The following is a 12,445-nucleotide window of genomic DNA, read 5'->3' on the forward strand; positions in this document are numbered from 1 at the left end:
GGGATCAGCCCGCCGCGCGGGACAGGACGCGGGCGAGCCGGTCCGAGAAGCCGCGCGGGTCGAGCGGCGCTTCGCCGTCCGCAATGCGCGCTTCGTCGAAAAGGAGATGGGCCGCATCCTCGCGCAAGCCCGTCTCGGTGTCTCCCAGCCGGCTCAGCCGCTCCACGAGGTCGTGGCGCGGATTGATCTCCAGGATGGGCTTGGCCGCCTTATCGAGCCGTCCGGCGCTGGCGAGAAGCCGTTCGAGCTGGCGGTCCATGCCGGTTTCCGGCGCGACGAGGCAGACCGCGCTGGTCGTCAGGCGGTCGGACGCGCGCACGTCCGACACGATGTCGCCGAGCGTCGACTTCACGAAGGCGATGAAGCTCGAGGCTTCCTCGGAGGCCGGCGCGGGCGCGGCCTCGCCTTCGCTGAGCGGGATCGAGCCGAGATCGGCGAGCCCCTGCGTCGCCGACTTCAAGGGCTTGCCCTCGAAGTCCAGGCCGGACGTCACCCAGAATGAATCCACCTGATCGGTGAGAAGCAGAACCTCGATCCCGCGGGCGCGGAAACCCTCGATCTGCGGCGAGGAGGCAAGGCGATCGAGATCGGTGCCGGTGGCAAAGTAGATCGCGCTCTGGCCCTCCTTCATCGCCGCCACGTAGTCCTTCAGCGAACGCCATTCACCGCCCGACGCCGTGGTCTTGAAGCGTGACAGCGCGAGAAGGGTGTCGCGGCGCTCGAAGTCCTCGTAGAGGCCTTCCTTCAGAACCGGGCCGAAATTCTCCCAGACCCTTGTGTAGGCCGGCGCGTCCTTTTCAGTGAGCTTGTTCATCTCGGACAGGACGCGGTTGGCGACGCCCTTGCGGATGAGGCCGAGCGCGCGGCTTTCCTGGATCATCTCGCGCGACACGTTGAGCGGCAGGTCGCTGGAGTCCACGAGGCCGCGCACGAAGCGCAGGTATCGCGGCAGGATTTCAGCCTCGTCGGTGATGAAGACGCGCCGCACATAAAGCTTCATCCGGCCCGCGCGGTCGGGGTCGAAGAGATCGAAAGGCTTGGAGCCGGGCACGAAGGCGAGAACGGAATATTCCTGCACGCCTTCGGCGCGGTAATGGAGCGTCAGGGCCGGATCGTCGAACTGGCCGGCGAGGCTGCGATAGAAGTCGGTATATTCCTGCGCATCGATCTCGCTTTTCGGGCGTGTCCACAAGGCGGTGCCGTCGGTGATGCGCTTGGGTTCGGCGTCCGGCTTCTCGCGCAGGAAGATCGGCACCGGCACGTGGCCGGACTGTTCCTTGACCGTATGCTCGGCCGTGTAGCTTTCCGCAAATGTCGCTGCGTCCTCCTTCAGGTGAAGGGTGACGCGGGTGCCGCGCGCGGGCGCTTCGCCGAGATCGATGGCGGAAAGCGAATAGGTGCCGAGGCCGTCGGAGGACCAAAGGGAGGCTTCCTGCGACCCGGCGCGGCGGGACACGACGTCCACCTTGTCGGCGGCCATGAAGGCGGAATAGAAGCCGACGCCGAACTGGCCGATGAACTGGCTGTTCTCGCCTTCCTTCTGCCCGGAAACGCGCTCCATGAAGGCCTTGGTGCCGGAGCGCGCGATGGTGCCGAGCGCGTCGGTCAGCTCGGCCTCGCTCATGCCGATGCCGTTGTCCTCGACGGACAGGCGGCGGTTTTCCGGGTCGAGGGTCAAGGTGATGCGAAGGTCGGGGTCCTCACCGAGGAGCGAGCCGTCCGACAGGGCCTCGTAGCGCAGTTTCTCGCAGGCATCTGCCGCGTTGGCGATGAGCTCGCGGAAGAACACGTCCTTTTCGGAATAAACCGAATGCACCATCAGGTGCAGGAGCTTGGCGACATCGGCCTCGAAGGGCCGTGTGGTGGCGTTCGTCTCGGTGGCGGCGCTCATGGGCGTGGGCTGGGTTCCTGATCGGTGGGTCGAGCCGCCAGATGGCCGCGCCGCGCTGAAAGTTCAAGTCGCTTTCAAGCCTTGCCTTCCGCCTTTGCCCCCAGCGCCTCGGCGGCGGTTCGGGCGCAAAGGGCGAGCGAAACCGCGCCCGGATCGGGATGGCCGAGGCTTTTTTCGGCGAGCGGCCGCGCCCGGCCGAGGCGCGGGCGAAGCTTCGCCGTCTCGTCGGCCGCGCGCGTGGCGGCATCGGCCCCGGCCTGCCAAGCGGTTCGCAGATCGTCGCCGGCCTGGATGCGGGCGCAAAACGCTTCCACGAGGGGCACGAGAGCATCCACCAGCGTCTTGTCGCCGGGCCGGGCGCCGCCGAGCGCCGTGACGGCGTCCAGCGCGGCGCGTGCGCCTTCGCCGATCCGGGCGGCGTCGGGGGCATCGCGGTCGCCGAGCTTCGTTCCGAACGCGCGCAGGATCAGGCCCCAGATCGCGCCCGACGTGCCGCCGGCCGTGTCGGCCCAGCCATCCCCCGCATGGGACAGAACCGAGCCCGCGCCGGCCCCGGCATCGAGCGCTTTGCGCGCGGCGCTCAACGCGGCGACCGAGCCGCGCCGCATGCCATGGCCGTGGTCGCCGTCGCCGGCCACCGCGTCGAGGAGGCCTAGCTCGTCCTCCGCCTCGGCAAGCGCCGCCGCGATATTTTCGAGGATCGAAACCGCGCGAACCGCCGCCATGCGCGAAGGCTCACCGGCCGGGGCGAAGGAAACGGTTTCCTCTTCCTCCGAAGGGGCGGGCGCCCTCGCGGCGGGGGCGATCGTCCCGCGCTTGAACGCCGCCGTGTCGGCGGGCGCGCACCAAAGCGGCTCCAGCTCGTCATCGAGCCAGGTCAGCGTCAGGGAGCAACCGGCCATGTCGAGACTGGTGACGAACTCGCCGACTTCCGGCTCCACCAAGGTCAGCCCCTCGGCCCGAAGGAGGCGCGCCACATGCCCCCACAACACGAACAGTTCCTCGTATTTCGTGGCCCCGAGGCCGTTGAGGATCGCCGCGACGCGGTTTCCCGCCCCGTCCGGGCGCTCGGCGAGAAGCGGGGCCACCAGAAGCTCGGCGAGTTTTGCGGCGGGCATCGCGGCTTCTTCCCGAATGCCGGGCTCTCCATGGATGCCGAGGCCGACCGCCACCCTGTTCCGCTCCACCGTGAAGAGCGGCCCGTCCGCGCCGGGCAGGCGGCAGCCTGAAAAGGCGATGCCGAGCGACACCGTGCGTCGGTTGGCGTGGCGGGAAAGGCGCTCCACCTCGTCCAGCGACAGGCCGGCTTCCGCCCCCGCGCCCGCGATCTTGAACACCGGCACGTCGCCCGCGACGCCGCGCCGAAGCTCGGGCGTTTCCGCCGGCGCGCTCGCCACATCGTCGGTGACGGCGAGGATGCGAACGTCGATCCCTTCGCCGCGCAGCCGTTCGGCCGCCGCGCCGAAATTCAGGACGTCGCCGGCATAGTTGCCGAAGCCGAGAAGCACGCCGCCGCCCTTGTGCGCGAGACGGCAGATGCGCGCGACGCTTTGCGTGGAGGGCGAGGCGAAGACATCGCCGGCCACCGTCGCGTCGGCAAAGCCCGCGCCGACATAGCCGGCGAAGGCCGGATAATGGCCGGAACCGCCGCCGATCACCAGCGCGACCTTGCCCGGCGGCGTTTGCGTGGCGCGCACGGCCCCGCCGCGAACGTGATGCACGAGGCGGGGATGGGCGTCGCAGAAGCCTTCCAGGGCCGCAGCGGCGAAACGATCCGGTTCGTCGTGGATGAACGTCATGCGGGCACCTTCTCGGCCGGCGGGAAGCGAACGGTGATATCTGCCGCGCATCCCGCCGACACCAAGGGCGCAGCCGGGATTTAGAAGACGGCTCCCGGCCGAAGGCCCGCTTGGTCGTGCCCGTTACTTCGCCTCGAGGAACTCCGGCACGCTGAGAAGCACGAACTCGTTGTCGTCCGTCTTGTTGACTTCGCGGCCGGCGGAGAAGGGGAAGTTGTTGTCGTTGGCCACCACGATATGCGTGTCGTCCACGCGGTCGACATTCTCGATGGTCACGAAAGGCATGTCGTAGAGCCCGTCATGGCCGCCTTGCTTGGCCAGGCCCTGCGGGTCCTTGATCGCGAGAAGGTCGATGTACCCGATCTTGCGGACGGGCTTGCCGACATTCGCCTCGGCCATCTCGATCTTGACGATCCGCTTCAGCTTGGCAGGGGTCGCGAAGCAATCGGGTTTGGCTTCGCCCGCGCAAGCGCCGCTCTCGCGACCCGCGCCGTTGTCGCGCTCGATCACGAGCGCGGTGGAAGCGTCCAGCATGTTGAAGTCGCCGATGGCCTCGCCCCCTCCCGCCAGCGGGTAGATCCAGGATCGTCCGGTCCAGTCGCCCTTTTTGGTGTCGAACTCCACGATGCGCAGGCCCGTGCGACCGTCCTCGGTCTTTTCCGCCGCGCCGTCCCGGAAGAGCGGGCCTTCCAGAAGGCCGTAGAGATGCGCGCCGTCCGGCGACATCGCGAGGCCCTCGAAGCCGCCGGAGCGCTTCAGGTTGAAGGACGGCAGCGGCTTCGTCGGGTCGGCGGGGAGGCCGAGCGTCGGATTGTCCGGCGACTTCACCTCCATCTCGCCGACGCGGGTGGCATGGACGGACTGAAGGCGGCCCTCCCGGTCGAACCGGAGGAGATAGGGGCCGAACTCCTCGCCGACGAAGAAGCCGCCCTCCACCGGCTGGATCGATTCCACGTCGAAGTCGGCGCCGGTGAGATAACGCTTGTCGCTGCCTTCCATGGCGATCGGGAAGGGCGCGATCTTGTTCGGATCTGACAGGAAGACGGTCTCCTTCCGCTCGACCTCGTTCGTTTTCCAGTCGATCGCGATGTGATGCAGCATCAAGGTGGCGTCGGCGGAGTTCGCCTTGGAGCCGAAGCCGTTGTCGGACATGGTCCAGAACGTGCCGTCCGCCATGCGGCGGATGCCGGAAAAGCCTTGAACGGACTGGCCGTCCACCGGCAGGCCCGCGCCGGTCGGGCGGATGCCATCTTTCCCTTTGGCCGCGCCGAGTTCGGTCGTGCGCTTGCGGTCGGGCGTCGAGAACTTGCCGGCTTGGCGCAGAAATTCCGGCGCGTCGGCCGGCGCTGCGACCGTGGTCGTGGCGGGCAGAACGGCCTGGCCGGCGAGCACCGCCGGAAAGGCTTCGCCCTCCGGCGATTGGGCGAAGGCGGCTGACAGGCCGAGAAGAAGCGCGGCGCTGGACAGAAGAATCGGTTTCATAGCTGGCAGGTCCCGGATGGAAGCGGCGGGACCAGAGCCAGATTTGGATGACAGGGCGATGACTTGTTAATGCCGAGCTTCGGGAACCGCTGTCATCCTCCTGTAACAAGCGGCTGAAAGGAGGCGGCGACACGCAAATTCGCCAGGAGTTTCCAGCCCGTGCCGGTCCGCTCAACCGTTCTTCCCTTCGCTTTGGCGCTCCTGGCGTCCTCCGCGCTCGCAGCTTTCGCCGACCCGGCGTTCAACCGCGTCGCGTCCTTCGCGGTGACGGACAACATGCCGAAGGGAAAGGATGCCTCCGCCAAGACCTCGGCCGAGATCATTGCGGCCAGCGAGGACGGCCGGCTTCTGGTATATTCCGACAGCCCGCTCGGCGGCATCGGCCTCATCGACATTGCCGACCCCAAAGCCCCGAAGGCCGGCGGCTTCGTGGATATGGACGGCGAGCCGACTTCCGTCACGGTGCTCGGCGGGAAAGCGCTCGTCGCGGTCAACACGTCTGAAACGAAGGCCAGCCCTTCCGGCCGCTTGTCCGTGGTGGATTTGTCCACGAAAAGCGTCGGCGAGACCTGCGATCTCGGCGGCCAGCCGGACTCCGTCGCCGTGTCGCCGGACAAGTCGCTTCTGGCCGTCGCGATCGAGAACGAGCGCGACGAGGACGTGAACGACGGCGCCCTGCCGCAGGCGCCGGCGGGCTTTCTCGCCATTCTGGCGTTGAAGGACGGAGCGCCGGACTGCGCGTCGATGAAGAAGGTCGATCTTTCCGGCATCGCCGCGATCGCGCCGGAAGACCCGGAGCCGGAATTCGTCTCGTTCAATTCCGACGACGAGATCGCGGTGACGCTGCAGGAAAACGACCATGTCGCGATCGTCGACGGGCGCACGGGCAAGGTCACCGGCCATTTCTCCGCCGGCTCGGTGGCGCTCGACGGCGTCGACGCGGAGGACGACGGTGCTCTTTCCTTCACCGACACGATCGAGGCGCGGCCGCGCGAGCCCGACGCCGTGAAGTGGCTGGGCACCGACCGGCTCGTCACCGCCAACGAGGGCGATTGGAAGGGCGGCACGCGCGGCTTCACCATCTTCAAGCGTGACGGCACGGTCGCCTACGAGTCCGGCCCGAGCCTCGAGATGAAGGCGGCGGAGGCCGGACACTATCCGGACAAGCGCTCGGACGCCAAGGGCATCGAGCCCGAAGGCCTGGAAGTCGCGAAATTCGGCGAGGACACGCTGATCTTCGTTCTGGCCGAGCGCGGCTCCGTGGTCGGCGTCTACAAGGATACGGGAGCCGCGCCGCAGTTCCTGCAGCTCCTCCCTTCCGGCGTTTCGCCGGAAGGCGCGGTCGCGATTCCCTCGCGCAATCTTCTGGCCACCGCCAACGAGGCCGATCTGGTGGAGGACGGCGCGGCCCGCTCCCATGTCATGATCTACGAGCGCGGCGAGGGGACGCCGCTTTATCCGCAGCTTGTATCGACCGAAAAGGACGGCCATCCGATCGGCTGGGGCGCTTTGTCGGGCCTTTCCGTCGATCCGTCCAACCCGATGCGCCTCCATGCCGTCAGCGATTCGGTCTACAAGGCGATGCCGACGATCTACACGATCGACGCTTCGGCCAAGCCCGCCCGCATCGTGGATGCGATGCCGGTGACGATGGATGGCAAGCCCGCAGCGAAGATGGATATCGAGGGCATCGCCAATGATGATGCCGGCGGTTTCTGGCTGGCGAGCGAGGGCGATGCCAAAAAGGAAGTGCCGCACCGCCTCGTTCACGTCGATGCCAAGGGTGCGGTGATGGAAACCGTGGACTTTCCCAAAACGCTTCTCCAAGGCGAAACGCGCTTCGGCGCGGAAGGCATCGCGAAAAACGGCGACACGCTCTGGATCGCCGTCCAGCGCCCTTGGAAGGATGACGAGAAGAACACGACGAAGCTCCTCGCTTATGATCTGAAGACCAAGGAATGGGGCGCGGTCGCCTATCCTTTGGAAAAGGCCGAAGGCAAGGGCGGCTGGGTCGGTTTGTCCGAGATCGCCCTTCACGGCGACCACGCTTATTTCATTGAGCGCGACAACCGCATCGGGCAGGCCGCGAAGCTGAAGACCATCACCCGCGTCGCCTTGGCGGAAATGAAGCCGGCAAAGCTCGGCGAAACGCTGCCGGTGGTCAGCAAAGAGACCGTGCGCGATCTTCTGCCCGACCTGAAGGCCGGCGGCGGCTATGTCGTTGACAAGGTCGAGGGCTTCGCCATCGCGCCGGACGGCAAGGCTTACATCGTCACCGACAATGACGGCGTCGACGATTCTTCCGGCGAGACCGTGTTCCTGACGCTGGACAAGCTCGCCGCCAACTGAGACTTGGGATTGCCGGCGGTGCGGAGCCGCCGGCTGCTCATCTGCGAAGCGAGGGCGCGTGTCGGCCATCGACATCCGGAATCTGACGAAAAATTTCGGGAGCGAGGCGGTCGTGAGCGACGTGTCGCTCCATATCCGCCAGGGCGAGTTCCTGGCGCTCCTCGGGGCGTCGGGCTGCGGCAAGACCACGCTTCTTCGCATGATCGCCGGTTTCGAGTCCCCGAGCACTGGCCGCATCCTCTTCGACGGCCGGCCAGTGGCCGGGGAGGGGATCGACGTGCCCCCCGAAAAACGCAACGTCGCCATCGTCTTCCAGTCCTACGCCCTTTGGCCGCATATGAGCGTCGCCGAGAATGTCGGCTATCCGCTCCGGGTGCGGGGTGTGAAGGGTTCTGCCAAGGCTGCACGTGTGGCCGAGGCTTTGGCGGCGGTGGATCTATCAGGCTTCGAGAACCGTCGTCCGGCCGATCTGTCCGGCGGTCAGCGCCAGCGCGTCGCGCTCGCCCGCTGCCTTGCGATGGAGCCCTCCGTGGTGCTTCTCGACGAGCCGCTCGCCAATCTCGACGTTCACCTTCGCGCGTCGATGGAGGAAACCTTCTCGGCCTTCCACCGGCGCACCGGGGCGACCATGGTCTATGTGACGCACGACCAGAGCGAGGCCATGGCCATGGCCGACCGCATCGCCGTGATGGATCGCGGCCGGCTGCTCCAGGCCAGCGCGCCGGCGATCCTCCATGCCGAGCCCGCCAACGAGACCGTGGCGCGCTTCGTCGGCAATGGCCGCGTGGTGGACTGCACGGTGCTCGGCCGCGCCGAGAACGGGCGGATGCGGGTGTCCCTGTTCGGTGTGCCGGCGCTCGTGCGGGCCGGCGAAAGGACGGTTGGAATGGGCGCGGGCCGGCTTTGCCTTCGCGCGGAGGACCTGCGCCTCGGCGAAGGCTTTGCCGCCAGCGTCCGCGCTTGCCGCTTCACCGGGGCGCGCGCCGTTCTCGCGGTTTCGCCGGAAAACAAGCCGGATGTCGAGCTTCTCGTGTCGAACGACGCGCCGTTGCCGCCCGGAACGCCGGTTCGCGTGGTGGTTTGCGACGGCTGGCTGATGCCGGACGAGATCGCCTCGGCCGAGCGGGCTGCGTGAAGCTCAGTTGCGCCAGGGCACGGTGCCGGGCGGCAGGCGCTTGCCCAAGACCGAGGCGAGCAGCATCAGCGCCACCGTCACCGCGACGCTGACGACCGACACGGCGGCGGCCAGGACGCTGCGCCCTGCGTCTTCCAGATTGAACACGACGACACCGAGCGTTTCGTTGCCGGCCGACCAAAGAAGCGCCGAGACCGTCAACTCGTTGAACGCCGTCATGAAGACAAGCAGCCCGCCCGCCGCCGTCGCGGGGGCGAGAAGCGGCACGACCACCGTTCGGAGGCGAAAGGCGAAGCCCGCGCCGGTCATGCGCGCCGCTTCCTCCAGCGCGCGGTCGATCTGGAGAAGCGATGCCGCCACGGGCCGCGCCGCCAGAACCAGAAAGCGCGCCAGATAGGCGAGGAAGATGATCCAGATCGTGTTGTAGAGCGAGACGCCGAGAAGCGGCAGCGGGCGGATGAAAAGAAGGATCGCCGCGATGCCGAGAACGATGCCGGGCAGGGCGTAGGGCACCTCGGCGGCCATGTTGAGCGCGCTGGCCAGCCGCCCGCGCTTCCAGGTGACGAGATAGGCGAAGGGCACGGCGACGCACATCAGGAACAGCGCCGCCCCGCCCGCCAGCAGGAAGGAGTTGCGGAAGGCGCGAACCGTCGCGTCCTGCCGGAACAAAACCTCGGCGAAGTTCTGGAGCGTCACCGTGGCGGATGAAAGCGGCACGCCATAGGCGGTAACGAGCGAGGTGGCGAGAAGCCCGGACAACGGCGCGACGAGGATCAGCGCGATCACTCCCCAGGCGAGGAGCTCGGCCGGCAGGCGCCAATGGCGCAGCGGAAAATGCGCGTCCGCTCGCGCCGATCCGGCGAGGCGAAAATCGCGGCGGCGCAGCATCAAGGCCTGAACGGCAAAGCCCAGGGCGGCGAGGCACCCGATCAGGATCGACAGAACGGCGGCTTCCGCGATGATGCTCGGCCCGAAGCTCGCGAGGCGCTGATAGATGAGAGTCGGCAGCACCGTGTAGCCGGCCGGGATGCCGAGAAAGGCGGGAATGCCAAAATTGCCGATCGCCGACACGAAGGCGAGCGCACCGCCCGCGACAAGAGCCGGCGTCATCAAGGGCAGGATCACGGTGCGCAAGGTGAAAAGCCGTCCGGCGCCCGACGCGCGCGCCGCCTCGATCTGCTCGCGCGGCAGGGCGCGCAGCGCCGTTCTGACGGCCAGAAACACCAGAGGCGCATGCTGGATGCCGAGAACGAGGACGATGCCTGCCTCGCTGAAGAACGGGTTCGGCGTGCCGAGCTTGGGGGCAAGGCCCAAGGTTCGAAGCAGCGGGCTCGCCGGGCCGCCGAGCTGCGCGAAGGCAAGCGCGGAGATTTGCGGCGGGATCATCAGCGGGGTCAGGAAGGCGAAGACGAGTGCGCCCTTGGCCCTGAGATCGAACAGGACCACGAGACAGGCGAAGGCGCCGCCGAGGACAAGCGAAATCGCCGAACCCAGAACCGCCGTCTTCACCGAATGCCAGGCGGCGATCCAGGTCGAGCGCGAGGATAGAACGGAGGCGAGAACGCCCGTGTCGAGCCGCCCGCCCGGCGCGAAGGCTTCCCAAAGGAGCCGCGCGAGCGGAACGACGCTGACGAGCGCCACGAAGCCGACGGTGGCGAGAAGAATCAGCCGCTCGCCCGCGTCGGCCTGTCTCGAAGCTGGCAAACCTTGAACTCAGCCGCCGAATAGTTCGGAAAAGCGCTTCTTGTTTTCCGTCTCGTCGGCGAGGGCTTTGGCCGCATCGAAAGGCAGGAGCTTGATGCTGGCGACGGACGGGAAGCCGGCCGGCGGCTCGACGCCGTCGCGGGCCGGAAGGTAGCCCTGCTTCGCGGCAAGCTTCTGGCCGTCTTCGCTGAGGAGGAAGTTCACGAAGGCCTTGGCGCCCTCGACGTTCTTCGCCGTCTTCAGGATCGCGACCGGCTCGGTCACGGCCGACACGCCTTCCGTCGGGAACACGAACTTCACCGGCGAGCCCTTGGTGGCTTCGCGGATCGGCAGATAATCGACGATGACGCCATAGGCCTTTTCGCCGCCGGCCACCGACTTCAACACGGCGCCGTTACCGCCCGAGGCCGTGGTGCCGTTCTTGGCGAGGGCTTCCAGATAGGACCAGCCGAATTGCGGATCTTGCGCGAGCGTCGCGACATGAACGAGCGCTGCGCCCGACGTCAGCGGGCTCGGCATCGTCACCTGCCCTTTGAATTCCGGCTTGGCGAGATCCTTCCAGGTCGCCGGCGCGCCTTCCGCGGCGGTGTTGGCGACAAAGCCCGTGGTGATGAGCTTGGTGGAGAAGTAGGTCTTGGCCGCGTCGAACAACGCCGGCTTGAAGCCGGAAACGTCCGCCGCTTCGAAGGGCATGAGGCGGTCGTCGCGCTTCAGCCCTTCCATGGTCACGCTGTCGGCGATCAGAAGCACGTCCGGCTGCGGGTTGCCGCCGGCGAACTCCGCCTGGAGTTTCGCCACCATCTTGGTGGTGCCGTCGCGCACCCATTCCACCGCGATCTCGGGATGCTTGGCCTTGAAGGCGTCGACGGTGGCCTGCGCGTCCTCGTTCGGCTGGCTCGTGTAAAGAACGAGCTTGGAGCTTTGCGCGAAAGCGGGCGCGGTCGAGACGAGGGTGGCGAGAAGGACGCCGAGAACGCCGAGGCGACGGTTCATGGGGCTGAACTCCGGTTGGAATCGCTGGGGCCCTGCCGGGCTTTCGGCGAAGGGTGCGCCGCGAGGCCTATTACGACAACCGTGACAGTTTGACGAAGGGTTTCGTGAACGGGCCGAGCGGGCTTCCGCCGAGCTCCATGAACAATGCGACATATATCTCGATATGTCTTGATTTGCGTTATGTCGAGATTTATATCGGCTCCATGAAACATGATCATCATCACCCCGATCATCATCACGACCATGGCCGTCATCACGAGGGCGTGGAGGGCGGGCGGCACCGGCGCGGCGGGCGCATGGGAGGGCGTCTCTTCGACTACGGCGACCTTCGGCTTCTGGTTCTCGCCATGCTGGCCGAACGTCCCCGCCATGGCTACGAACTCATCAAGGACATCGAGGAGAAGTTCGGCGGCAGCTACAGCCCGAGCCCCGGCGTCATCTATCCGACGCTTTCCTGGCTGGAGGACATGGGCTACGCGGCGGTGGAAGCCGAAGGCGGCAACCGCAAGAGCTACCGCGTGACGGGGGAAGGGGAGGCCTTTCTTGTCCTCAACCGGACGGCGGCCGATGAGCTTCTGGCGCGCGGGGGCGAAGGTGGGCCGCGCGGCCGTCCCGACCTGCCGCCGCCGGTGCTGCGTGCCATGGAAAACCTGAAGCTCGCCCTTCGCCTGCGCCTTCGCGAAGGCCCCTTGAGCCCCGACCATGCCGAAGCGGTCGCCGCCGTGCTCGACGAAGCCGCCCGCGCCGTCGAGCGTAACCGATAGAAAGGGACACCCAATGAGCGAAGGCATCGAACCCGTGGCCGGACGCCACAACGCGGTCACCGAGGTCGCGACCGAGCATGCGAGCCGCTATCTCCAGCAGCTCTGCAAGCATTTCTCTCACAAGATTCCCGCGTCCTTCGACGAGACCGCGGGGCGCATCACATTCCAGATCGGCGAATGCCGTCTCCGCGCGGAAGGCGGAACGCTGCATATGGCGGCCGATGCCCCGAGCGAGGCCGAACTCGCCCAGTTGAAGGACGTGATCGACCGCCATCTGGTGCGCTTCGCCTTTCGCGAGGAACTCGCGATCCGCTGGCAGCCCGCCTGA

Annotated in this window: 9 protein-coding genes; 4 read left to right on the forward strand and 5 right to left on the reverse strand. The window is 67.2% G+C overall.

Annotated elements, in window-relative coordinates; translation table 11 throughout:
• Positions 1-4: 4 nt before the first annotated feature.
• The 3 genes from htpG to F9929_RS01325 form a co-directional block, all read right to left on the reverse strand.
• Positions 5-1,891, reverse strand: coding sequence for a molecular chaperone HtpG (htpG, locus tag F9929_RS01315; protein ID WP_152044720.1), 1,887 nt, complete (start codon positions 1,889-1,891; stop codon positions 5-7).
• A 74-nt stretch (positions 1,892-1,965) separates the two neighbouring features.
• On the reverse strand, positions 1,966-3,690 hold the full coding sequence (locus F9929_RS01320) for a dihydroxyacetone kinase family protein (RefSeq protein WP_152044721.1): 1,725 nt from the start codon (positions 3,688-3,690) through the stop codon (positions 1,966-1,968).
• Between the two features lie 123 nt (positions 3,691-3,813).
• Entirely contained in the window at positions 3,814-5,172 is a 1,359-nt protein-coding gene (locus tag F9929_RS01325; protein ID WP_152044722.1) for an esterase-like activity of phytase family protein, read from the reverse strand.
• Positions 5,173-5,331: 159 nt separating this feature from the next.
• On the opposite strand from F9929_RS01325, the gene F9929_RS01330 reads away from it, so the two are divergent.
• Together F9929_RS01330 and F9929_RS01335 are read left to right on the forward strand one after the other, a co-directional pair.
• Complete coding sequence (locus tag F9929_RS01330; RefSeq protein ID WP_235918935.1) at positions 5,332-7,521, forward strand: esterase-like activity of phytase family protein; 2,190 nt, start codon at positions 5,332-5,334, stop codon at positions 7,519-7,521.
• 112 nt (positions 7,522-7,633) lie between these two features.
• On the forward strand, positions 7,634-8,656 hold the full coding sequence (locus tag F9929_RS01335; protein ID WP_328595975.1) for an ABC transporter ATP-binding protein: 1,023 nt from the start codon (positions 7,634-7,636) through the stop codon (positions 8,654-8,656).
• Between the two features lie 3 nt (positions 8,657-8,659).
• Here the strand turns inward: F9929_RS01335 and F9929_RS01340 are convergent, their stop codons facing one another.
• Both F9929_RS01340 and F9929_RS01345 read right to left on the reverse strand, forming a co-directional pair.
• A complete protein-coding gene (locus tag F9929_RS01340) occupies positions 8,660-10,360 on the reverse strand; it encodes an ABC transporter permease (RefSeq protein WP_152044724.1) in 1,701 nt (566 codons plus the stop codon).
• A gap of 9 nt (positions 10,361-10,369) precedes the next feature.
• Positions 10,370-11,353, reverse strand: a complete 984-nt coding sequence (locus F9929_RS01345; protein ID WP_152044725.1) for an ABC transporter substrate-binding protein — start codon at positions 11,351-11,353, stop codon at positions 10,370-10,372.
• A gap of 203 nt (positions 11,354-11,556) precedes the next feature.
• Between F9929_RS01345 and F9929_RS01350 the strand changes: the two genes are divergently transcribed.
• Both F9929_RS01350 and F9929_RS01355 read left to right on the forward strand, forming a co-directional pair.
• Positions 11,557-12,117, forward strand: a complete 561-nt coding sequence (locus F9929_RS01350) for a PadR family transcriptional regulator (RefSeq protein WP_152044726.1) — start codon at positions 11,557-11,559, stop codon at positions 12,115-12,117.
• A 13-nt stretch (positions 12,118-12,130) separates the two neighbouring features.
• Complete coding sequence (locus tag F9929_RS01355; RefSeq protein ID WP_152044727.1) at positions 12,131-12,445, forward strand: DUF2218 domain-containing protein; 315 nt, start codon at positions 12,131-12,133, stop codon at positions 12,443-12,445.

Origin of the sequence: Aureimonas psammosilenae (assembly GCF_009176975.1) — a bacterium.
In the GTDB taxonomy this organism is placed as follows: domain Bacteria; phylum Pseudomonadota; class Alphaproteobacteria; order Rhizobiales; family Rhizobiaceae; genus Plantimonas; species Plantimonas psammosilenae.

Coding starts and splice junctions, on each gene's coding strand:
- htpG (WP_152044720.1), bottom strand. CDS start 1,891: ATGAGCGCCGCCACCGAGACGAACGCCACCACACGGCCCTTCGAGGCC.
- F9929_RS01320 (WP_152044721.1), bottom strand. CDS start 3,690: ATGACGTTCATCCACGACGAACCGGATCGTTTCGCCGCTGCGGCCCTG.
- F9929_RS01325 (WP_152044722.1), bottom strand. CDS start 5,172: ATGAAACCGATTCTTCTGTCCAGCGCCGCGCTTCTTCTCGGCCTGTCA.
- F9929_RS01345 (WP_152044725.1), bottom strand. CDS start 11,353: ATGAACCGTCGCCTCGGCGTTCTCGGCGTCCTTCTCGCCACCCTCGTC.
- F9929_RS01350 (WP_152044726.1), top strand. CDS start 11,557: ATGAAACATGATCATCATCACCCCGATCATCATCACGACCATGGCCGT.
- F9929_RS01355 (WP_152044727.1), top strand. CDS start 12,131: ATGAGCGAAGGCATCGAACCCGTGGCCGGACGCCACAACGCGGTCACC.